This window comes from Streptomyces dengpaensis (assembly GCF_002946835.1).
Lineage (GTDB): Bacteria > Actinomycetota > Actinomycetes > Streptomycetales > Streptomycetaceae > Streptomyces > Streptomyces dengpaensis.
On sequence record NZ_CP026652.1, the window covers coordinates 2,994,517 to 3,016,474 of the forward strand.

Here is a 21,958-nt window from a genome sequence, read left to right on the forward strand (position 1 = left end):
GCTGCACATGGGGGAAGTCCCGCCCCCGGGACGGTTCGGTGACGATCCGCACCCCGAGCGCTTGATTTGTACGACGAATAGTGCCGCCTGTGGACAACTTTCGGCACGGTTCGGCCGGGGCGGGCATGCTGACATTCGATCGGCGGCGCAGGACGCACTCCCGTCGGCACACAGGGACGCTCTACGGGCTACGGGGGTAGGTCATGCATCCGGTCAGGCATTCGGTCAGGCATTCGGTCAGGCATTCGGTCAGCCATCCGATGGTGAAGCCCGCGTTGCGGCGCGGTTGGCGGGATCTCAACACCCTGCAGTTCGGGATGGCGCCCGCGCACGCGATGGTTCTGGGCCCGATGGACACGGCGACGGGCAGCTTCCTCGACCTGCTCGACGGGACACGCGGGATGCCGATGCTGCGCGATGAGGGGCGGAAGATGGGGCTGCCCGAGGGCCATGTCGACGGGCTCGTGGAGCGGCTGGCCCGGTCAGGGCTGCTGGACGACGCGACCGGAGGCGGCTCGGCCGCGGACGCGTTGCGTAAGAAGAAGGAGGTCCTGGACCGGCTGCGCCCCGAGCTCGCCTCCCTCTCCCTCGTCGCGCCCGAACCGGGCGACGCCGTCGAACGACTGGCCGCCCGCCGCTCCCTGCGCGTAGAGGTGCGCGGCGCCGGCCGCGTGGGAGTGGTCCTGGCCGCACTGCTCGCGGGCGCGGGCGTGGGAGAGGTCGATGTGCGCGACATCGGCTGCGTCGAGCCGTGGGACGTTGCACCGGGCGGGCTGCCCGCCGAGTCCATCGGCGAGCGCCGTCAGGAGGCCGCCCGCCGGGCAGTGCACGGTGCGGCACCGGACCGTCCACCCCGGACGTCCTCGAAGGAGCGGGGGACGAAAGAGGTACGAGGACTGTCGCTGGTGATCCTCGCCCCTCGGGACGACCTCGCCGTCCACGCACCCGATCCAGCCGCGGCCGAGGCCCTGCTCGCCTCGGGGACGCCCCATCTCTACGCGGGTGTGGTCGAAGGCACCGGGGTCGTCGGCCCCTTGGTACTGCCCGGAGACACCGGCTGCGCGGGCTGTCTGGACCGGGGGCGTGTCGACCGCGATCCGACGTGGCCTCGCCTGGTCGCGCAGTGGCGCTCCGGACGGCAGCGCAAGGTACACGCGTGCGACCTCACGCTGGCGGCCTGCGTCGCCGGCTTGGCCGCGGGTCACGCACTTGCCTTCCTCGACGGGGAGTTGCCCTCGAGCGCGGGCGCGCGCTGGGAGGCATCGGTCCCGGGCCTCGACTGGCACGCCAGACCCATCTGGTCGCATCCGGCATGCCCGTGCGGCGCGGCGGAGAAGGCTAAGGGGGAGCGGGTCTCCGAGGAGGGCGAGCCGCACGAGACAATGGCCCGGCAACAGCCGTACGCGGCACGGCTGTCTGGGACTTGGAGGGCGCATGTCTGATCTTCCCCGGAAGGCGGTCACCCGAACCGCCAAACTCGCCGCGCTGCCGCTCGGCTTCGCCGGGCGGGCGACCTGGGGGCTCGGCAAACGGATCGGCGGGATGTCGGCGGAGATCGTGGGCCGTGAGCTCCAGCAGCGCACGGCGGAGCAGCTGTTCAAGGTGCTCGGCGAGCTCAAGGGCGGCGCCATGAAGTTCGGGCAGGCGCTGTCCGTCTTCGAGTCGGCGCTGCCCGAGGAGATCGCGGGGCCTTACCGTGCTGCACTGACGAAACTTCAGGAAGCGGCGCCCCCCATGCCGACGAGCACCGTCCACTCCGTACTGGAGGAGCGGCTCGGCGAGGACTGGCCCGAGCTGTTCGTGGAGTTCGAGGACAAACCGTCCGCCGCGGCCTCGATCGGCCAGGTGCACCGGGCGGTGTGGCACGACGGGCGCGAGGTCGCGGTCAAGGTGCAGTACCCCGGGGCGGGCGAGGCCCTGCTGTCCGACCTGAACCAGATCGGCCGATTCGCCCGGCTCCTCGGCCCGTTGATCCCTGGCATGGACATCAAGCCGCTCATCGCGGAACTGCGCGACCGGGTCTCCGAGGAGCTCGACTACGGACTGGAGGCACAGGCTCAGAAGGCGCACGCGGATGAGTTCGCGGGCGACCCGGATGTCCTCGTACCGGCCGTGGTCCACCAGTGCGACCAGGTCCTGGTGACCGAATGGATCGACGGAACGCCTCTGTCGGAAGTGATCGCCGACGGCACCCAGGAGCAGCGGGACCGCGCCGGACAGCTGCTGGCCCGCTTTCTCTTCTCGGGCCCCGCTCGCACCCGCCTGCTGCACGCCGATCCGCACCCGGGCAACTTCCGTCTCCTGCCGGACGAGAAGAACGGCTGGCGCCTGGGTGTCCTGGACTTCGGCACGGTCGACCGCCTCCCCGGCGGTCTGCCCCTGCCGATCGGCAACTCCCTCCGCATGACCCTCGACGGAGATGCCGAAGCGGTCTACGAGTTGCTCTGCGAGGAGGGCTTCGTCAAGGAGTCCATCGACCTCGAACCCGACGCGGTCCTGGACTACCTCCTGCCGATCATCGAACCGGCCCAGGCCGACGAGTTCACCTTCACCCGGAACTGGATGCGCAGTCAGGCCGCGCGGGTGGCCGACCCCCGCTCCCCCGCGTACCAACTGGGCAAGCGGCTCAACCTGCCCCCGTCCTACCTCCTGATACATCGTGTGACCCTGAGCACCATCGGCGTCCTGTGCCAACTCGGCGCGACGGTCCGCCTCCGCGATGAACTGGAGGAGTGGCTACCGGGGTTCGTGCCGTACGAGGGGCTTCTCGAAGGGGAGGACGCCGCGGCGGAGGCGTGAGGGAGGCGAGGCGGCGGCCCGGCCTCGTGGGGCTACCACCACGCCGAGTCCAGCCGGCCCTCGATCGCTCTGAGGTGGGCGCGGGCGCAGTTGTCGCAGAAGTAGTGGCGGGTGCCGTTCTCGACGGAACAGGTCCATGTCGGCTGGGGGCCGTCGGCCGGTGTGCCGCAGCGGGCGCACACGATGTGCTGGGCATCGCCCGCGTCGGGCCGCGGTGCGGAGCCGGTGGTGCTGTCACTGTCCCCGGAAAGACTCGTCACTCGGCGACGATATCCCCGGGATCGGCGGTTCGCCCGGCACAACGCACCGCGGGGGCCGGTCCGTTCGGACCGGCCCCCGCGGGGAATCACTTCCTGCCAGTGCTGCGACTGCCGTCGGCTACTGCATGACCGCCATGGCCAGCGCGCGCCGGGCTCGCATCGAGGCGCGCTCGGCCCGACGCTGCATGCGGCGGGCAGTCGCCAGGCGCACGGCCCGGCGTTCCTGCTCGGCCCGGTGCAGTCGCTCGTGCATATGCGCACGAGCCAGGGCTTCTGGGATGAGTTGCATCTCTCGGGTCCTGTTCTGACGCGAGTCGTTCGCGCCGGTGGTGGTGAAGTCTGAGGTCGCGGAGCCTGCGGGCTCGCTGGTGGACGGCTTCATCGGGGCCTGTTTCTTGGGGTCGTGCGTCAGGGGGCGATCGATCGTTCCTCGGGCGTTCATGCCGCAACCGGGTTCTTGCGCGGGCGGCCACGCGGCCGCTTGCGGGCCACGACAACACCCTGGACGAACAGCTCGCCACCCCAGACGCCCCAGGGCTCACGCCGCTCCTTGGCCCCGGCGAGGCAGGCCTCGATCAGCGGGCAGGTGCGGCAGAGGGACTTGGCGTACTCGACGTCGGCCGGCGACTCGGCGAAGAAGACCTCCGGGTCGTAGGAGCGGCAGGGGACGGGTACGCCGAGGTTCTCGATGGCGTCGTCGAGCGCGGTGAGCGCAGTGAGCGGGGTCAAGGTGGAGTCCTCCGTGAGGCCGGGCGGGGGGATCGTTTCGGAAGGCGGTACGGACGGGGCGTGCGCTTCGAGTTGCACGGTTCGTCTTCCTCGTCTGGTCGTGCCGGCCGGTTGGCCGGTTGGCGGCTGGTACCGGGTTCTTTTCTTGTCCCGAGGCCCCTTCGCTCTGCCGCCCCCGGTCGGGGACAAACAGAAGGGCCGCGGATCCCGGGTGGGGTTCCGCGGCCCTGAAGGCGCCGGCCTGATGGAGAATCAGGCTGGATCACTCCAGGGTTCAGGCCCACGGAAGGCCCACATCGTGTGGTGCTGCGTCGTCTGCTTCAGGGATCCGGCACCGGCTGCCGCAAAGGCATAGGCCTTCGCCTCTGCCACTACTGCCGCTTCCAGTGCCTGGGTCGGTCGCTCATTGCGCTCACGGATGGGAAGACCCGCAGGAGACGCGGAGGACGCCGGACGGGCGGCACGGATGCCGGACAGACCGGTGCCCAGGTTCGAGACGCCGAGCATGCACGTGGAGACGACCGAGCGATCGGTCATTTTGACGGTGCTGACGGAGCTGGTGTTGATGCTGATCACTGGAATCGCCTCCTCTCGGCGTCTAAGGGGACCAGGGTGAGCCGGTCCGACGGTTATTAAGTACAGCACGGAACCAGGGCCTTGGAGAAGGCCGCCGCTTCCGTGCTTAGAACCTATGGGGATTGCCGGGGCATGCGCAAACTATTTTTTCGACGAGTTTGTTTCAGTCATCCTCGTCGCCTCCGCCAAGCTCTTGACCGGCACAGATGGCCAGAACATCGGCTCCGTAGCGGTTGAGTTTGCGCACGCCGACGCCGGGGATCCGCGCGAGCTCGCCCTCGTCGTCGGGCACGGTCTCGGCAATCGCCATCAGCGTCTTGTCGGTGAAGACGCAGAACGCGGGCTGCCCACTGCGCTGCGCCTGCACCGCCCGCCATGCGCGCAGCCGCTCGTAGAGAGCCTCGTCCATGTCGGAGGGGCAGTCCTCACAGCGCATCAGTTTCATCTCGCCGGCGTCGGTCAGCGTACGTCCGCAGACCCGGCAGCGCGCCGGTGTCCGGCTCGTCCGCCGTACGACGGAGCCGCCGCTGCTTCCGATGCCGCGCTCGATGCCTCCCGTACCGCCGCCGGCGCTCCGGCCCGCGGTGGCGACGGAGCCCGGGCGCAGTCCGTCGAGGAAGCGGCTGGGCCGGCGGTTGGGTCTGCCGCCGGGTGAACGGGACAACGCCCACGAGACACAGAGGTGTTCTCTGGCGCGGGTGACGCCGACATAGAGGAGGCGGCGCTCCTCCTCGATCTGCTCGTCGGTCTTTGCGTAGGTGATCGGCATCATGCCCTCGGCCACGCCGACCAGGAAGACGACGTCCCACTCCAGGCCCTTGGCAGAGTGCAGGGAGGCAAGGGTGACGCCCTGCACGGTCGGGGCGTGCTGGGCGCTCGCGCGCTCGTCGAGCTCCGCCACCAGGTCGCTGAGGGAAGCGCCCTCCTTGGCGGCGGCGAAGTCCTGTGCCAGGTACACGAGGGCGGCCAGCGACTCCCAGCGCTCTCTGACCGCGCCGGAGCCTGCAGGTGGCTGGCTGGTCCACCCCTCGCCGGACAGCACGGCACGGACCTGTGAGGGCAGGTCGACGGCGTCGTCGAGCAGGGAGTCGTTACCCCCGAAGCGGGCCGCGGCGCGCAGGGCGGCGCCCGCCTTGCGCACCTCGGGGCGGTCGAAGAACCGCTCGGCTCCGCGCAGCTGATAGGGCACTCCGGCGTCGGCAAGGGCCTGTTCGTAGATCTCGGACTGGGAGTTCGTACGGAACAGGATCGCGATCTCGCCCGCGGGGACGCCGGAGGCGATGAGGTCGCGGATGCGGCGGGCGGCTCCCTCGGCCTCAGCGGGCTCGTCCGTGTACTCGGCGTAGACCGGCTCGGGGCCCGGGGCGCGCTGGGAGATCAGCTCCAGGCGGTGCTCGGCGGCCCGGCCGCGGGCCTGAGCGAGCAGGCCGTTGGCGAGGCGGACGACCTGGGGCGAGGAGCGGTAGTCGCGGACGAGCTTGACGACGGTGGCTCCGGGGTGGCGGGTGCGGAAGTCAAGAAGGTGGTCGGGAGTTGCACCGGTGAACGAATAGATCGTCTGGCTGGCGTCACCGACGACGCAGAGGCTGTCGCGCTCGCCGAGCCACAGATCCAGGAGGCGCTGCTGGAGCGGGCTGACGTCCTGGTACTCGTCGACCACAAAGTGCTGGTACTGGGAGCGGACCTGCTCCGCGATGTCGTGCCGGTCCTGGAGGATGGCGACGGTCAGCAGCAGGACGTCCTCGAAGTCGATGACCGAGCGGTCACGCTTGAGGTCCTCGTACGTCCCGTAGAGCTGGGCGATCTCGGCCGGGTTCCGGGGGGCTTCGCGGCCGGCCTTGGCGGCGGCGGCCGCGTAGTCGGCGGGGATGGTCTGGGTGACCTTGGACCATTCGATCTCGGCGGTGACGTCCCGCAGTTCGCCCCGGTCGAGGCGGATGCGGCAGGCGGCCGCCGCGTCGGCGACGAGCTGGATCTTGCGGTCGACGAGCCGGGGCAGGCTGCCACCGACCGCCTTCGGCCAGAAGTACTGGAGCTGGCGCAGCGCCGCGGAGTGGAAGGTGCGGGCCTGGACACCTCCGGCGCCGAGCTGGCGGAGGCGGCCGCGCATCTCGCCCGCCGCGCGGTTGGTGAAGGTGACGGCCAGCACGCTGGAGGGCTGGAGGATCCCGGCGCGCACCCCGTAGGCGATGCGGTGGGTGATCGCCCGCGTCTTGCCCGTGCCGGCACCCGCCAGCACGCACACCGGACCGTGCAGGGCGGTAGCGACCTCGCGCTGCTCGGGGTCGAGCCCGTCGAGCACCGCGTCGGCCGTGTCCGGAACCTGCGGGAAGAGGGTGGAGTGCGTTGCTGCTGTCACCCCGCCATGCTGCCAGGTCGCCGGAGGCGGAAGAGCCGGTTGTCCACAGGGCGGCACTCGCAGTCGTACTAATGCGGCAAGCGTCACGTCCTGAGGCGGCAGGCGTCACGTCCCGGCCGGATACCCCCTGCGGGAATGGCGGCCGGGTCACATACGTTCCCCTGACTGCGACGACGCACCCAGAACCCATTAAGGAGCGCAATCGACATGCCGGGCACTGTGACGATGTACAGCACCACGTGGTGCGGCTACTGCCGTCGGCTGAAGAGCCAGATGGACCGCGAGGGCATCACGTACAACGAGATCAACATCGAGCAGGACCCGCAGTCCGCGGCGTTCGTGGAGAAGGCGAACGGCGGAAACCAGACGGTTCCGACTCTTCAGATAGTTTCCTCCAGTGGTGGGCCTGCGGTCGTCATGACGAACCCGAGCCTTGCCCAGGTGAAGCGGGCGCTCGGCGTCTGACCCTCGCGAGACGCAACCCCCGACCGGCCTGACGCTGATCGGGGGTTTTGTGTGCCCTGGGGACCCCAGCGGCAGGACAGGGCCCGTCCTCGGCACGCCCGGAGTCGTCTCCCCCCGTGGTCGACAGGAGGCCGTCATCACCCGAACTTCTGTACGCGCCCCACAGGGGCGCAGACAGACTGAGCGCTCCACTCGGCGGCCGTCGCCACAGAAGCTCTCGGCGCGTGGTAGCGGAGCCGCCTGGCTGTGGAGGACAGTGGCCAAGACGACGCTCCGGCGGGGGCTGAGCACCTGCGCGAGGTGGGCCCGCAGGTCGGGTCCGTAGCCGAAGCCCTGTTCCAGGCTCTCGGCGTAGTCGGCGGTCTGCTGCGGGGTCGGTTGCCAGCGGTCCGGGTCGACCGGGGCGAGACGAGCCCAAACCTCTTGGCGCGGTTGACCGCGTTGGTCGTGCTCTGGTCGGACAACGGCTTGCCCTCATTGCCCAACAAGGCGGCCAGCTTCCCGGGGCCGAAGGCCGCGTGTCCCAGACGGTCGGCCCATCCGATGGCGGCGAAGTGGACACGGTAGGCAAGCGGGTGCACAGGGTCCTGCGCCATACGCCGGTACTCGTGCTGGGAGACTCCGCCCCACGGGCGGTCATGACCGAAGCTGATGGCCACTGGTCTGCGGCTCCTTCCTGTGAGGCGCACACGAGTGCGCCAGCGACCCCCGCCGGACGGCGGGACATGTGTCTCCCTTCTTCGCGGGGGTGGCCGTGCGGAAGGCACAGCGCTTCACAGGTGGCGCCCAAGGCTTCGGGCCTGGACTCGGTCTCATGCAGTCGGGAGCGACGGCGGCGACCTGGCCCGGCATCGTACAACATGCTGAAACGGGAAAGGCCCCCGTCGTCGGGGGCCTTCCTCGCCTGCTCGACCTTCGTCAGGCAGGGGCCGGGACCTTCTCGACTCCCTCTGGTCCTATGGCTTCCTGATCGGTCTTCGCTCGCTGCGCTGCACGCTCCGCTTCGAAGTCCTCCCAACGGCTGACGATCTCCCACTCCGCCCCCGTAAGCGCCTTGGGCTTCTCGTACGGCTTTCCCGGCAACGAGACCGGCGTGATCGGTGAGAGCACCTGAGAAGACTTGGACAGACGGACCACGCCAAGCGCCCTGGGCCTGTCGCTCACCCTTGCCCCTCCCCAAGACATGGGCGGCCTCCCCTGGCCGCCACAAGCAAGAGGGAAGTTTACAGACCGTCTCCACCGTTCTCTTCCCGGACGGTTCGACCCTCACGAACCCTTCGCTGGCGCAGGTCAAGCAGAAGATCGGCGTCTGAGCGACGTCAGGCGGTGTGCCCCCGCGCCGGCAGGGGCTTGCCGTACCAGAGCTCGATCAGGCGGGCCGCAATCGAGATTCCGTAGGGAGGCAGCACCTCCCCGGACTCGAAGGCGGCCCGCAGGTCTTCGCGGGAGAACCAGCGGGCCTCATGGATTTCCTCGCCGTCGACGTCGATCTCGCACGAGGTGGCGCGGGCCATGAAGCCCAGCATCAGGCTGGAGGGGAAGGGCCACGGCTGGCTGGCGACGTACTCGACCTGGCCGACCGTGACGCCCACCTCCTCGAAGACCTCGCGGCGTACGGACTGCTCGATGGACTCGCCGGGCTCGACGAAGCCGGCGAGCGTGGAGAAGCGGCCTTCGGGCCAGTGCATCTGGCGGCCGAGCAGGATGCGGTCGTCGTCGTCCGTGACAGCCATGATCACGGCGGGGTCGGTGCGCGGGTAGTGCTCGGCGCCGCAGGCGGGGCAGCGGCGGATGTGGCCGGCGGCCGCGATGACCGTGCGCTCGCCGCAGCGCGAGCAGAAGCGGTGCAGACGCTGCCAGTTCTCCAGGGCAACCGCGTGCACCATCAGGCCCGCGTCGCGGGGTGACAGCAGGAGTCCGGCCTCGCGCAGTCCTGCCGGGCGCGCGGACTGGTCCATGCGGCCGGGAAGCGCGTCCTTCTGGAGTGCGAAGTAGCTCACCCCGTCGTCGTCCGTGCCCAGGAAGTAGCGGTGCGCCTCGGTGAGCGGGGCCTCGAAGGAGGGGGTCATCACGAGCTCGGTGGTGCCGTCCGCCGTCTCGTCGATGAGTACCTGACCGCCGGAGACCACGAAGGCGCGGGTTGTGGGGTGGCTCCAGGCCGCCGCGAGCCAGGCCTCGTCGAGCCGGTGGTGGGCGGACCTGTCGATGCCGCTCGGGGCGGTGAGCGAGATGGGACGGTCGGCGCTGTGGTCGGTCCAGGTGGTCACGGGTGCTTCCAACTCCCCCGGTGGAACGGTTGTTTCGGCGGGCGGTTCAGCTGGGCGGATGTGAGGGACGCTCTTCAGGGCATGGTCTCGGGGCAGGGGCATGGATCGGCTTCTTCAGTGTGCCTCGCGCCAGTTCTCGGCCAGGTCTCCCCACAGGTAGGCGGTGGTTTCGACGCCCTTCATCAGGAGATCGAGTTCGACCTTCTCGTTGGGGGCGTGCCAGCCGTCGGAGGGGACGGAGATGCCCAGGAAGAGCACGGGGGCGCCGAGCACTTCCTGAAGATCGGCCGCGGGGCCCGAGCCGCCCTCGCGCGTGAAGCGGACGGGCTGCTCGAAGGCACGGCCCATGGCGCGGGCGACGGACTGCAGGGCCGGGTGGTCCAGGGGCGTGAGGCACGGGCGCGTGGCCGCGCCGAACGTGATCTCGTGGCGGATTCCGGCGGGCAGCTGCTGGGCGGCCCAATCGCGGACGGCCTTCTCGATGTGGTCCGGGTCCTGGCCCGCGACCAGCCTGAAGGAGAGCTTCACCATGGCCGAGGACGGGATGATCGTCTTGCTGCCGGGGCCCTGGTAACCGCCCCCTATGCCGTTGACCTCGGCGGTCGGGCGGGCCCAGATGCGCTCCAGGGTGGTGTGTCCGGCCTCCCCGAAGGTGGCCTTCGACTTGGCCGTGCGCAGCCACCGCTCCTCGTCGAACGGCAGCTCGGCGAAGAGCTCGCGCTCGCGGTCGGTGAGTTCGGTGATGCCCTCGTAGAAGCCGGGCACGGCCACGCGCGCGTGCTCGTCGTGCAGGGCCGCGACGAGGCGGGCGGCAGCGGTCGCCGGGTTGGGTACGGCACCGCCGAAGGAGCCGGAGTGGATGTCCTGGTCGGGGCCGTACAGCTCGATCTCGCACTCGGCGAGGCCGCGCATGCCGGTGCACACCGTGGGCGTGTCCTCGGACCACATGCCGGTGTCGGAGACGATCACGGCGTCGGCGGCGAGCCGCTTCGCTTGCGCTTCGACGAGGTCACGGAAGTGCGGGGAGCCGGACTCCTCCTCGCCCTCGATCAGCAGCTTGAGGTGGACGGCCGGTGCGGTGCGCCCGGTGGCGGCGAGATGGGCGCGGACGCCGAGTGTGTGAAAGAACACCTGCCCCTTGTCGTCGGCGGCCCCGCGCGCGTGGAGGCGGTTTCCGCGGATCACCGGCTCGAAGGGCTCGGTGTCCCAGCCGTCCTCGCGGGCGGCGGGCTGGACGTCGTGGTGCCCGTAGACAAGGACCGTGGGGGCGCCCGGGTCCTCGGAGGGCCACTCGGCGAAGACGGCCGGGGCGCCCGCGGTGGGCCAGACCTCCGTGGTCGGGAAGCCGGTCTCCCGGAGCTTGGCGGCAAGCCAGTCGGCGCTGCGCGCGACGTCCGCGGCGTGGTCGGGCTGAGCCGACACCGAGGGGATGCGCAGCCACTCGGAGAGGTCGTCGAGGAAGGCGTCGCGGTGATTCTGGATGTACATACGCGCGGTGCTGACGGCGATGTCAACGGGCTTGCTCATGGTGACGAGCCTATCCGCCCACGGAGGCGTGTTCGTCCGGCGGTTCCCCGGGAGGCTCTTCCCGCGGGTCTGCTGGGCCTCCCATGAGCAGCCGCTCCAGTGCCGCACGGTCCGCGAGGTCGTCCGGTCGCACGACCTCGCCGCTGCGGACGTAGAGGAACGCGGCCTTGACGGACTCCAGGGGCATTCCCTGCTGCTCGGCCCAGGCGAGGCGGTAGAGCGCGAGCTGGAGGGGGTCGGCGGTGCGTCCGCGGTTGGTCTTCCAGTCGACGATCTCGTACGTCGTCCCCTCGCCGTCGTCCTCCCTGTAGACGGCGTCGATACGCCCGCGTACGACGCGCCCCGCGATGGCGAGCTGGAAGGGCGCCTCGACGCGGTAGGGGGTGCGGTGCGCGTACGGAGTGCGTTCGAAGGCGTCCTTGAGGGCCTCCAGGTCGCGCTCGTCGGCGATCTCGGCCTCGCTGCCGGGCAGCTCCTCCGGCTCCAGCAGGGGCAGCCGCAGCTCTTCGAAGCGGGACTCCACCCAGGCGTGGAAGCGGGTGCCCCGGCGCGCGGCGGGCTGCGGGGGGCGCGGCATGGGGCGTGCCAGCTCCTGAGCGAAGCCGTCCGGGTCCGCGGCCAGGCGCAGCAGCTGCGACGCGGTGAGCGACGACGGCAGGGGTACGTCCGTGACGCTCGCGCGGGCGTGCAGGAGCTCTCCGGTGAGCGCGTCCAGGTCGCGGTCCCAGGAGGCGAGGGTGCGGGCCTCCTCCGGGGTGAGGCCGGCTTCGGCGGGGTGCCGGCGGGCGTGCGGGATCATCACCCCTGGCGGGGCGTCGTCCGGGTCCCCGGCGGGCGGCACGCGCGTGTGATGTGCCGGTGCGAGGAGCGTCGGCCGGTCCGTGGTCCACGCGTCCCAGTCGGAGGCGTCGTTGTCGGGGAGGCTGGGCGACTCGGCGTAGTCCGGAGAGCCGTCCTCTTCATAGGGCTCATGAGGCTCGTAGGTCGGTTCGTCGTCCTCCGGAGGAGGTGGCCATTCCGGGTCGTCGAAGGAGGCCGGGTCGTGCGCTGCCGCGGGCCGACCCCCCTCGGCCCCCGGGCGGGCGTCCTCGTGCGACGCCGCCCGCTCCAAGTGGGCGAGCACGGTCTCCGCGGCCGCTCGGCGGCGGGCGAGCGCCGCGTCATCGAGCGGGAGCGGCCACGCGTGGTCGGCGGCCGCCTCGCGAAGGGCGGGGTTCTCCTCGTCCTCAAGGGGCTCGTCGGCCCAGACCTCGATCTCTCCGTGTCCGGCCGCGCAGTGCTCGTACAGGGCGTGCAGGAAGTCCGAGGGGCCGCGCGGCCGCTTCTGGGAGGGGCCCCACCAGTGGCCGGAGCCGAGCAGGAGCGAGCGGGGGCGGGTGAAGGTGACGTAGCCGAGGCGGAGTTCCTCGGTGTGCTGGTGGTCCTTCATTGCCTCGTGGAAGGCCTTGATGCCCTTGGCGTCCCAGGCGTCGATGTCGGGCAGCGTGTCGGCGTCGCCGCGCAGCTCGTGCGGCAGGACCTTGCCCTGGGCGGTCCATTTCTCGCGGCCCTGGCTGCTGGGGAAGGTGCCGTTGACGAGGCCGGGGACCGCGACGACGTCCCACTCCAGGCCCTTGGACTTGTGCGCGGTCAGCACCTTGACGGTGTTCTCGCCGCCGGGCAGGGCGTTGTCGAGGCCCTTCTCGTACTGCGCGGCGGTGCGCAGGAAGCCGAGGAAGGCCAGCAGCGTCGCCTCGCCGTCGCCCGCCGCGAAGGACGCGGCGATGTCCAGGAAGTTCGACAGGGTCTCCCGGCGGCGGGCGGCCAGTGCGTGCGGGGATGCGGAGAGCTCGACTTCCAGGCCCGTGACGGCGAGCACCCGGTGCAGGACGTCCATCAGCGGGTCTGCGAGCGAGCGGCGCAGGTCGCGCAGCTCTGCCGCGAGCCGCGCGAACCGCACCCGGGCGTCCGGCGAGAAGGGCAGCCCGTCGTCGTCCCGTTCGGCCTCGAAGGGCATCTCCAGGAACGTGTCGAGCGCGTCGGCGAGCGAAATCACCTCGGCCGGATCGACTCCCTCGACGGCGGCGGCGAGCCGGCGCTCCGGGTCGTCGTCGGCCCCTACGCGCGCGTGGGACACGAGAAGGCGGGCGCGCCGCCCCAGGAGGGCGAGGTCGCGGGGGCCGATCCGCCAGCGCGGCCCGGTGAGCAGCCGTACCAAGGAGGCGTTGGCGCCGGGGTCCTGGAGGACCTCGCAGACGGCGACGAGATCGGCGACCTCGGGAAGGTGCAGCAGCCCGGAGAGGCCCACCACCTCGACGGGGATGTCACGGGCGACGAGCGCGCGCTGGATCTCGGCGAAGTCGGTGGCCGTACGGCACAGGACCGCGATCTCGCCGGGCGCCTTCCCGGTGCGTACGAGATGGGCGATCGAGTCGGCCAGCCAGTCGATCTCCTCGGCGTGGGTGCGCAGCAGCGCGCAGCGGACCAGGCCGTCGCGCTCGGCTCCGGGGGCCGGGCGGAGCGCCTCCACGCCCGCGTGCATGGCGCGCAGGGGCTCCGCGAGGCCGTTGGCGAGGTCGAGGAGGCGGCCGCCGCTGCGGCGGTTCTCACTGAGCGCCTGGCGGGTCGCGGGGCGGCCGTCGGGGCGCGCGAAATGCTCGGGGAAGTCGTCGAGGTTGGCGACGGAGGCGCCGCGCCAGCCGTAGATCGCCTGGCAGGGGTCGCCGACCGCGGTCACCGGGTGACCGGTGCCCCTGCCGAACAGCCCGGCGAGCAGCACGCGTTGGGCCACCGAGGTGTCCTGGTACTCGTCCAGCAGGACAACACGGAACTCGTCGCGCAGGATCTCGCCGACCTCGGGGCGGGTGCGGGCCAGGGTGGCCGAGAGGGCGATCTGGTCGCCGAAGTCGAGGAGGTCGCGCTCGCGCTTGGCCGCGCGGTAGCGGCCCACCAGCTCGGTGAGCTCGCGCCGGGCCGCGGCCGCCTCGGGGACCTTGCGCAGGTCGGCGTTGGTGAGTTTGGCGCCCTCCAGGGAGCGCAGCAGTTCGGCGTCGTACGCGCTCAGGTCCTCGGGGCGTACGAGGTGTTCGGCGAGCTCGGAGTCGAGTGTGAGGAGGTCGCCGACGAGGTCCGGGAAGGAGCGGGTCAGCGCCGGGTACGGCCCCGGTGCCTCGCGCAGCACGCGCGCGGCGAGCTGGTAGCGGGTGGCGTCGGCGAGCAGGCGGGACGTCGGTTCGAGCCCGATGCGCAGCCCGTGGTCGGTCAGCAGGCGGCCCGCGAAGGCGTGGTACGTGGAGATGACGGGCTCGCCCGGCGGGTTGTCGGGGTCGATCACGTCCGGGTCGGTGACACCCGCCTTGATGAGCGCCTTGCGGACACGCTCGGCGAGTTCGCCCGCCGCCTTGTTCGTGAACGTCAGACCGAGGACCTGCTCGGGGGCGACCTGTCCGGTGCCGACGAGCCACACCACGCGCGCCGCCATCACCGTGGTCTTGCCCGAACCGGCTCCGGCCACGATCACCTGCGGGGCGGGCGGTGCGGTGATGCAGGCCGTCTGCTCCGGGGTGAACGGGATGCCGAGGAGCTCCTTGAGCTGCTCGGGATCGGTGATACGGGCGGGCACCTCAGAGAGGCTAGCGGCGCCCACTGACAGCGGGGGCCACATCGGCCGCCGGGGCGGAAGAACCGCTGGTCAGCACGCGTGGTGCCGTACGTCACTCGTCGACGTGACGCCCCCTCGGGCACCTCACTCGACCACCTGCCGCCCCTCCGGCCGAGCGCTGCACGACGCCCGGAACGCGCAGTGTGTGCAGTGTTGTCCCGTTGTCGGCGAGAACCGTTCGTCGAGGACCTTGCCGGCGGCGGTGGCCAGGAGGTCGCCGACCCACTCGCCCGCCAGCGGCTCTTGGGCCTGCACCTTGGGGAGGGTCTCGCCGCCGTTCTTCTTGGCGGCGCCCTGGCGCAGCTGGACGAGTTCGGCGCCGCCCGGTTCGGGGCGTACGCCCTCGAAGGCGTCGTCGACGGCGCCCTCGCGGACGGCGAGCTGGTAGACGGCGAGCTGCGGGTGGTGGGTCACCTCGGCGGCGCTCGGCGCGTGCTTGCCGGTCTTGAAGTCGACTACGTAGGCGCGGCCTTCGGTGTCCGCCTCGACGCGGTCCATGGAGCCGCGGATGCGTACTTCGTAGGAGCCCGCTTCGAGGGTCACGTCGAAGTCATGCTCACTGGCCACCGGCGTACGGCCGGTGCGGTCCATGACGTGCCACTTCAGGAAGCGTTCGAGCGCCACGCGCGCGTGCTCCTTCTCCTGCGCCGACTTCCAGGGCGCGTCGAAGGCGAGCGCGTTCCACACGGAGTCGAGGCGCTCCATGAGGACGTCGAGGTCGGCGGGGGTGTGTCCGGACGCGACCTCGTCGGCGAGCACGTGCACCACGTTGCCGAAGCCCTGGGCGGCCGTGGCGGGCGCGTCGGCCTTCACCTCGCGGCCCAGGAACCACTGCAGGGCGCAGGTGTTGGCCAGCTGGTCGAGGGCGCTTCCGGAGAGCACGACGGGCTGGTCGCGGTCGCGCAGCGGGACCTTGCTCTCGGTCGGCTCGTACATGCCCCACCAGCGGTAGGGGTGCGCGGACGGGACCAGCGGGCGGCCGTCCTCGTCGGCGAGTGCGGCCAGCCGGGCCAGGCGGCGGGCCGCGGCCTGCCTGAGGGTGTCCGACACGCGCGGGTCGACGGTCGTGGCGCGCAGTTCGGCGACCAGCGCGGCGACGGACAGGGGGCGGCGCGGGCGGCCGGTCACGTCCTTGGGTTCGACACCGAGTTCGGCGAGGAAGCGGGACGGCTGGTCGCCGTCGTCGGCTGGGGCCTTCACGGCGGTGACGACAAGGCGTTCACGCGCGCGCGTGGCGGCCACGTAGAACAAACGGCGCTCTTCGGAGAGGAGGGCTCCGGGCGTGAGGGGTTCGGCGAGCCCGTCACGCCCGATGCGGTCCGCCTCCAGCAGGGAGCCGCGGCGGCGCAGATCCGGCCACAGGCCCTGCTGGACGCCGGCGAGGACGACGAGGCGCCACTCCAGGCCCTTGGAGCGGTGCGCGGTCATCAGGCGTACGGCGTCGGGCCGTACGGCCCTGCGGGTGAGCGTGTCGGCGGCGATGTCCTCGGCCTCGATCTCCTCCAGGAAGTTGAGGGCGCCGCGGCCCCCGGTGCGCTCCTCGGCGCGCGCCGCGGTCGCGAACAGCGCGCACACGGCGTCGAGATCCCGGTCGGCATTGCGCCCCGCCGCGCCGCCGCGCCGGGCGGCCCGCTCCAGACGCTGCGGCCACGGCGTGCCCTCCCAGAGGTCCCAGAGCGCCTCCTCTGCGGTCCCGCCGCCCGCGAGGCGCTCCCGTGCCTTGCGCAGCAGCGCGCCGAGGCGCTGGGCTCCTCGCGCGTACGCCGGGTCGTGCGCGACGAGCCGCTCCGGCTCGGCCAGCGCGCGGGCGAGCAGGTCGTCGGACGGCGGTGGTACGAGGTTGCCGGCGGCGCGCTCCTCCTCGCGCAGCGCACGGCCCAGGCGCCGCAGGTCGGCGGCGTCCATGCTCGCGAGGGGCGAGGCGAGCAGGGTGAGTGCGGTCTCGGTGTCGAGCCAGGGCCGCGGCTGCTCCGGGGCCGCAGGGCTGGCGCGTTCGGCGTCCTCGGGCAGAGCACCTTCGTCGTCGACGGGTGCGCCACCCTCGTCCTCCGCGGGTACGGCAGCGTCGGTTTCCGCGGACAAGGCACCGTCGGTGGCCGAGTCCTCGCCCTGCTCAGCCCGTGCCACCGCCCGCAGCGCCGTCAGCAGCGGCGCGACCGCCGACTCGTGGCGCAGCGGCAGATCGTCGCCGTCGATGTCGAGCGGCACTCCAGCCGCCGTGAGCGCCCGCCTGATGGTCGGAATCGTGCGAGAACCCGCGCGCACCAGGACGGCCATGTCGCCCCACGGCACGCCGTCCTCCAGGTGGGCGCGGCGCAGGATGTCCGCGATGTTGTCGAGCTCCGTGCCGGGCGTGGGGTACGTGTAGACCTCGACGCGGCCACCATCCCGTACCGGGGACAGCTCGCGGTGGGCGCGCACCTTCTCCGCCGGGAGGCGGGTCAGCGGCATGCGTTGGGTGAGCAGGCGTGTCGCGGCCAGCAGGGCCGCTCCCGAGCGGCGGGACGTCCGCAGGACCTCGACCGGCGCCGGGCGGCCGTCCGCGCGCGGGAAGGTGTCGGGGAAGTCCAGGATGCCGTTCACATCGGCGCCCCGGAAGGCGTAGATCGACTGGTCCGGGTCGCCGAAGGCGACGAGGGTGCGCCCGCCGCCCGCGAGGGCGTGCAGCAGCCGCACCTGCGCGGGGTCGGTGTCCTGGTACTCGTCCACGTACACGGCGTCGTACTGGGCGGCGAGGTGCTCGGCGACCTCGGGGCGCCGGGCGAGCAGCACCGCGCGGTGGACGAGTTCCGCGTAGTCGAGCACTCCTTGCATGTCGAGAACGTCGAGGTACTCGGCGAGGAAGGCCGCCGCCGCGCCCCAGTCGGGGCGGCCGATGCGCTGGGCGAAGGCGTCCAGGGCGTCGGGGCTCAGGCCCAGTTCGCGGCTGCGGGCGAGGACCGCTCGGACCTCGTCGGCGAAACCACGGGTGGTGAGGCAGGCGCGCAGTTCGTCCGGCCAGCGCACATGTGCGAGACCGAGCCGCTCCAGGTCGGGCTGGCCCGCGAGGAGCCCGCGCACCGCCACGTCCTGTTCGGGACCGGACAGCAGCCGCAGCGGCTCCACGAACAGGTCGCTGTCCTGGTGGGCGCGGACCAGGGCGTAGCAGAAGGAGTGGAAAGTGGTGGCCTGGGGGGCGCGGGCGGCCCCTATGCGCAGCGCCATGCGGTCGCGCAGCTCGACGGCCGCCTTCCTGCTGAACGTCAGCACCAGGACCCGCTGCGGGTCGCCGTCCCGTGCGATCCGGGCGGCCACGGACTCGACGAGCGTGGTGGTCTTGCCGGTGCCCGGGCCCGCGAGGACGAGCAGTGGACCGCTCCCGTGGTCAACCACCGCGCGCTGCCCCGCGTCCAGACGAGGGGGATCCACCCGGGCCGGCGGGGTACGCACCAGTCGGTACGCGCCGCGGGTCCCCTGGCGCACCTGGGGGTGCGTCAGGCGCCTGGTGGAAGAAGTGGAGCTCACGTGGTTTGCCGGTCCTGGTGGTTGTGCGGTTTGTCACTGACGGCGCGGAGGGCCGTCGTAGGGCTGGTGGTCGGGCGACGGGTGCGAGGACTGCCGCGCGTGGAGGGTGGTGGCCGCGGAGTGAAGGGGATGCGCGCCGACGACGCTACGCCGGTGACGTACGTGGAAGGAGGGCTTCGGCTTCTTCCCTCACGCCACGTGCGTCACCCGCTCCACGAACGTACGGCATGTCACGGATGTGCCTCGTTTCCCCCGTACGGGCCACGGGCTCCCCTTTCGCCCGTCCGATGCCGGAAGCTGTCAGGTGTGACCATCCGCGCGCTCGCCGCCGTCCCATCGCGCCCGTCTCATGTCGACGCGCGGCAGATGCCCCTCGGAGGCTCTGCTCGCCTCCTTCAGGGGCGTGCCCTCGTCGCGGTAGTGGGCCAGCGCCTCCAGTTCGTGGCCCGGCAGCAGCACGCCGTCGGCGCGTATGACGCGCCACCACGGGACCGCTCCTCCGTAGAGGGCCATCACGCGGCCCACCTGGCGCGGTCCTCCCGCGTCCAGCCATTCGGCGACGTCGCCGTACGTCATGACGCGCCCCGGCGGAATCAGCTCGGCGACCTCGAGGACCCGCTCGGCGTACTCCGGCAGGGCATCCGCCGGAAGGCTCTCCTCACTCATCCGCCCCATCCTGCCCCACCCCACCGACAATGTGAGGTGGCAGCGACTGTGCGTATCCCTCGCCCCGCGACGACGCTTGAGGCAGACTGTGCGCCCCCGCATTTGCACCCTGATGCCCCCGTGTGTCGGTCGTGCATGCCACCATCGTGCGGGCGGTGACCGGTGATACGAGATCAAGAAGAGATCATGAGGCAACAGGGCGTGCACCCCGAAGACGCGGAGGGCACCTCCGAGGCCTCGTCACGCCCGGACGCCGACGGCGTGGGCGAGAAGGGCGCGAAGGAGAAGGCGAACGAGTCCGCCTCCACCGCGGCCGAAGAGCCCACTCCTCACAGCGAAGAGCCCACTCCTAAGACGTACGAAAACGAGAAGCAGCAGGTCAAGCAGGACGCCGACTGCGGCGACGACTCCCGCGCCGACGAGGTGGAGGGCGACGAACCGCTGCTCCCCGCGCGCGTGCACCGTCCGTCCGACCTGATGCGGCTCCTCGTCGGCTTCCTCGCGATCGTCGTCCTGCTCGCCATCGCGGCGTTCGCCCACGGCACGACCTCGGGGCTCGAGCAGGACATCAACAAGGGCACGGGCCAGGCACCCGATCTGCTGATCAAGATCGCGGGTCTGGCGTCGAGCATCGCGATCCTTCTGGTGCCCGTCGCCTTCGCCATCGAGCGGCTGATCAAGCGGGACGGGCTGCGTATCGCCGACGGCGTCCTCGCCGCGGTCCTGGCGCACGGAGTGACACTGGCCACGGACCTGTGGGTCGCGAAGGCTGCCCCGGACTCCATCCAGGAGGCGCTCACCCAGCCGTCTCCGGGGGACATCCATGCCCTCACCGATCCCGTGCACGGCTATCTCGCACCGGTCATCGCATACATGACGGCCGTCGGCATGTCCCGCAGACCGCGCTGGCGCGCGGTGCTCTGGGTGGTGCTGCTCCTCGACGCGTTCTCCATGCTGGTCACCGGCTATACGACGCCGTTCTCGATCATCCTGACGGTGCTGATCGGCTGGACCGTCGCCTACGGGACGTTGTACGCGGTCGGCTCACCGAACGTACGGCCCACCGGGCGGACGCTGATGGCGGGTCTGCGGCACGTCGGCTTCCACCCGGTGAGCGCGGCCCGCGTGGAGGCACTGGAGGCCACGGAGAACGGCGACCGCGGCAGACGCTACTTCGTCACGCTGGAGGACGGCCGGCCGCTGGACGTCACGGTCGTCGACCGCGAGCAGCAGGCACAGGGCTTCTTCTACCGCGTGTGGCGGCGCCTGACACTGCGCGGCATCACCACGCGCCGCAGCCTTCAGTCGCTGCGCCAGGCCCTGGAACAGGAAGCGCTCCTCGCGTACGCGGCCATCGCGGCCGGGGCCAACGCGCCCAAGCTGATCGCGACCTCCGAACTCGGCCCGGACGCCGTCATGCTCGTCTACGAGCACACCGGTGCCCGCACCCTCGACTCGCTGCCCGACGGGCTCATCACCGACGAGTTCCTGCGCGACACCTGGCACCAGGTGCAGGCGTTGCAGTCCCGGCGCATCGCGCACCGCAGGCTCGCGGGTGACGCGATTTTGGTGGATCGTTCCGGCACGGTCATCCTCACCGATCTGCGTGGCGGCGAGATCGCGGCCGGCGAGCTGCTGCTGCGCATGGACATCGCCCAGCTGGTCACCACGCTCGGACTGCGCGTGGGTGCCGAGCGCGCGGTGGCGTCGGCGGTCGGCGTGCTCGGCCCGGACGCCGTCGCCGACTGTCTGCCGATGCTGCAGCCGATCGCGCTGACGCGCTCCACGCGCGCGACCCTGCGAAAACTGGCCCGGGAGCGCGCGCACCGCGAGCGCGAGGCGGTCCTGGAGGCCTCCCGGCAGGACAAGCTCGCCCGCGTCGAGGAAGCCAAGGAAGCCACCACGCCCGTATTGGAGAAGCCCGACAAGAAAGCTGTACGGGCAGAGCAGCGGGCCGAGAAGCGGGCGATCGACGAGGCACTGGACGAGGCGCGCGAGGAGGATCTGCTCACCCAGATCCGCCACCAGGTGCTGCTGATCAGGCCCCAGGCACCGGTCGAACCGGCCCGCCTGGAACGCGTCAGGCCGCGCACACTGATCAGTTTCATCGCGGGTGCGATCGGCGCGTACTTCCTGCTGACGCAGCTCACGCACATCGAGTTCGGCACCCTCTTCGCCAACGCCTCGTGGGGCTGGGTCGCCGCCGCGGCGGCGTTCTCGGCGCTGAGCTACTTCGCAGCGGCGATGAGCCTGCTCGGCTTCGTGCCGGAGCGGGTGCCCTTCCTGCGGACCGTGGCGGCACAGGTCGCCGGTTCCTTCGTGAAGATCGTGGCGCCCGCGGCGGTGGGCGGTGTCGCTCTCAACACGCGCTTCCTGCAGCGGGCCGGGGTGCGGCCGGGGCTCGCGGTGGCGAGTGTCGGCGCGTCGCAGCTGTTCGGGCTCGGCTGCCACATCCTGATGCTGCTGGCCTTCGGCTATCTGACCGGCACCGAGAAGACGCCGTCCCTGTCGCCCTCCCGCACGGTCATCGCGGGTCTGCTGACGGTCGCGGTACTGGTCCTCGTCGTGACCTCGGTGCCGTTCCTGCGCAAATTCGTCGCCACGCGCGTGAGGTCGCTGTTCGCGGGCGTCGTGCCGCGCATGCTGGATGTGCTGCAGCGGCCGCAGAAACTGATCACCGGCATCGGCGGCATGCTGCTGCTGACCGCCTGCTTCGTGATGTGCCTGGACGCGTCGATCCGCGCGTTCGGCCACGACGAGGCCACCACGCTCAGCATCGCCAGCGTCGCCGTCGTCTTCCTCGCCGGTAACGCGCTGGGCTCGGCGGCACCGACCCCCGGCGGCGTGGGCGCCGTCGAGGCGACCCTCACCGTCGGTCTGATCGCGGTCGGCCTCCCCAAGGAGGTCGCGGCGCCCGCGGTGCTGCTGTACCGGCTGCTGACGCTGTGGCTCCCGGTGCTGCCCGGATGGCTGTACTTCAACCACCTGACGCGCAAGGGCGCGCTCTAGGCCGGCGCCGGCGCCGGCTCGTACGGAGCGCTTCTCGGGCGTACGGGCCGTGTCGTACTGACTGTGTCGTACGAGCCGTGTCGTACGCGCCACGGCGCACCTGGTACGAGCCGTGCGGCGCGCCCTCACCCACACGGCTCGCGCCCCGAGCGCCCCG

15 protein-coding genes and 1 pseudogene are annotated in these 21,958 nt (G+C 71.5%); 5 read left to right on the forward strand and 11 right to left on the reverse strand.

From position 1 onward, the window contains the following. The first annotated feature begins 260 nt into the window (after positions 1–260). Positions 261–1,442 carry a TOMM precursor leader peptide-binding protein gene (locus C4B68_RS13600; RefSeq protein WP_180289183.1) on the forward strand — a complete coding sequence of 394 codons (1,182 nt, stop codon included), beginning with the start codon at positions 261–263 and terminating at the stop codon, positions 1,440–1,442. Next, on the forward strand, positions 1,435–2,799 hold the full coding sequence (locus tag C4B68_RS13605; protein WP_099499763.1) for an ABC1 kinase family protein: 1,365 nt from the start codon (positions 1,435–1,437) through the stop codon (positions 2,797–2,799). The genes C4B68_RS13600 and C4B68_RS13605 overlap by 8 nt, the downstream gene beginning before the upstream one ends. Before the next feature lie 32 nt (positions 2,800–2,831). Here C4B68_RS13605 and C4B68_RS13610 read toward each other — a convergent pair whose 3' ends face one another. The 5 genes from C4B68_RS13610 to C4B68_RS13630 all read right to left on the reverse strand — a co-directional run bounded on the left by C4B68_RS13610 (position 2,832) and on the right by C4B68_RS13630 (position 6,780). Then, a complete protein-coding gene (locus C4B68_RS13610; protein ID WP_099499762.1) occupies positions 2,832–3,059 on the reverse strand; it encodes a hypothetical protein in 228 nt (75 codons plus the stop codon). 118 nt (positions 3,060–3,177) lie between these two features. Next, positions 3,178–3,501 (reverse strand): hypothetical protein, encoded by a 324-nt coding sequence (locus tag C4B68_RS13615; protein ID WP_099499761.1) that lies wholly within the window; start codon positions 3,499–3,501, stop codon positions 3,178–3,180. Beyond that, on the reverse strand, positions 3,498–3,866 hold the full coding sequence (locus C4B68_RS13620) for a WhiB family transcriptional regulator (protein ID WP_099499760.1): 369 nt from the start codon (positions 3,864–3,866) through the stop codon (positions 3,498–3,500). The genes C4B68_RS13615 and C4B68_RS13620 overlap by 4 nt, the downstream gene beginning before the upstream one ends. Positions 3,867–4,040: 174 nt before the next feature. After that, positions 4,041–4,364, reverse strand: a complete 324-nt coding sequence (locus C4B68_RS13625) for a hypothetical protein (RefSeq protein WP_099499759.1) — start codon at positions 4,362–4,364, stop codon at positions 4,041–4,043. A 163-nt stretch (positions 4,365–4,527) separates the two neighbouring features. Then, positions 4,528–6,780, reverse strand: a complete 2,253-nt coding sequence (locus C4B68_RS13630) for an ATP-dependent DNA helicase UvrD2 (protein WP_373682188.1) — start codon at positions 6,778–6,780, stop codon at positions 4,528–4,530. Positions 6,781–6,930: 150 nt separating this feature from the next. Here C4B68_RS13630 and C4B68_RS13635 point away from each other — a divergent pair, with 150 nt between their 5' ends. Next, complete coding sequence (locus tag C4B68_RS13635) at positions 6,931–7,188, forward strand: glutaredoxin domain-containing protein (RefSeq protein WP_099499757.1); 258 nt, start codon at positions 6,931–6,933, stop codon at positions 7,186–7,188. A 918-nt stretch (positions 7,189–8,106) separates the two neighbouring features. On the opposite strand, the gene C4B68_RS41325 is transcribed toward C4B68_RS13635, so the two are convergent. Continuing rightward, positions 8,107–8,352, reverse strand: coding sequence for a hypothetical protein (locus tag C4B68_RS41325; protein ID WP_099499756.1), 246 nt, complete (start codon positions 8,350–8,352; stop codon positions 8,107–8,109). 44 nt (positions 8,353–8,396) lie between these two features. On the opposite strand from C4B68_RS41325, the pseudogene C4B68_RS13645 reads away from it, so the two are divergent. After that, positions 8,397–8,501: pseudogene (locus C4B68_RS13645) on the forward strand (NrdH-redoxin); the annotation flags it as partial. A gap of 6 nt (positions 8,502–8,507) precedes the next feature. Here C4B68_RS13645 and nudC read toward each other — a convergent pair. From nudC to C4B68_RS13670, 5 genes are all read right to left on the reverse strand, one after another. Then, positions 8,508–9,455: an NAD(+) diphosphatase gene (gene nudC, locus C4B68_RS13650; protein ID WP_180289181.1), complete on the reverse strand. Its 948-nt coding sequence runs from the start codon at positions 9,453–9,455 to the stop codon at positions 8,508–8,510. A 114-nt stretch (positions 9,456–9,569) separates the two neighbouring features. Beyond that, positions 9,570–10,982, reverse strand: coding sequence for a dipeptidase (locus C4B68_RS13655; RefSeq protein WP_099499755.1), 1,413 nt, complete (start codon positions 10,980–10,982; stop codon positions 9,570–9,572). 10 nt (positions 10,983–10,992) lie between these two features. Further along, the gene (locus C4B68_RS13660) at positions 10,993–14,583 is read right to left on the reverse strand and encodes an ATP-dependent DNA helicase (protein WP_167459083.1); all 3,591 of its coding nucleotides are present in this window, start codon (positions 14,581–14,583) and stop codon (positions 10,993–10,995) included. A 123-nt stretch (positions 14,584–14,706) separates the two neighbouring features. Continuing rightward, positions 14,707–18,126 (reverse strand): ATP-dependent helicase, encoded by a 3,420-nt coding sequence (locus C4B68_RS13665; RefSeq protein ID WP_099499753.1) that lies wholly within the window; start codon positions 18,124–18,126, stop codon positions 14,707–14,709. Between the two features lie 300 nt (positions 18,127–18,426). Continuing rightward, positions 18,427–18,792 carry an MGMT family protein gene (locus tag C4B68_RS13670; protein ID WP_167459084.1) on the reverse strand — a complete coding sequence of 122 codons (366 nt, stop codon included), beginning with the start codon at positions 18,790–18,792 and terminating at the stop codon, positions 18,427–18,429. Positions 18,793–18,978: 186 nt separating this feature from the next. On the opposite strand from C4B68_RS13670, the gene C4B68_RS13675 reads away from it, so the two are divergent. Then, positions 18,979–21,801 carry a lysylphosphatidylglycerol synthase transmembrane domain-containing protein gene (locus tag C4B68_RS13675; RefSeq protein WP_099499751.1) on the forward strand — a complete coding sequence of 941 codons (2,823 nt, stop codon included), beginning with the start codon at positions 18,979–18,981 and terminating at the stop codon, positions 21,799–21,801. The last annotated feature ends 157 nt before the right edge of the window (positions 21,802–21,958 follow it).

What these genes read in the sequence shown, in the direction of transcription:
- C4B68_RS13600 (WP_180289183.1), top strand. Translation starts at nt 261, where the DNA reads ATGGTGAAGCCCGCGTTGCGGCGCGGTTGGCGGGATCTCAACACCCTG.
- C4B68_RS13655 (WP_099499755.1), bottom strand. Translation starts at nt 10,982, where the DNA reads ATGAGCAAGCCCGTTGACATCGCCGTCAGCACCGCGCGTATGTACATC.
- C4B68_RS13605 (WP_099499763.1), top strand. Translation starts at nt 1,435, where the DNA reads ATGTCTGATCTTCCCCGGAAGGCGGTCACCCGAACCGCCAAACTCGCC.
- C4B68_RS13635 (WP_099499757.1), top strand. Translation starts at nt 6,931, where the DNA reads ATGCCGGGCACTGTGACGATGTACAGCACCACGTGGTGCGGCTACTGC.
- C4B68_RS13675 (WP_099499751.1), top strand. Translation starts at nt 18,979, where the DNA reads ATGAGGCAACAGGGCGTGCACCCCGAAGACGCGGAGGGCACCTCCGAG.
- C4B68_RS13670 (WP_167459084.1), bottom strand. Translation starts at nt 18,792, where the DNA reads ATGAGTGAGGAGAGCCTTCCGGCGGATGCCCTGCCGGAGTACGCCGAG.
- C4B68_RS13615 (WP_099499761.1), bottom strand. Translation starts at nt 3,501, where the DNA reads ATGAACGCCCGAGGAACGATCGATCGCCCCCTGACGCACGACCCCAAG.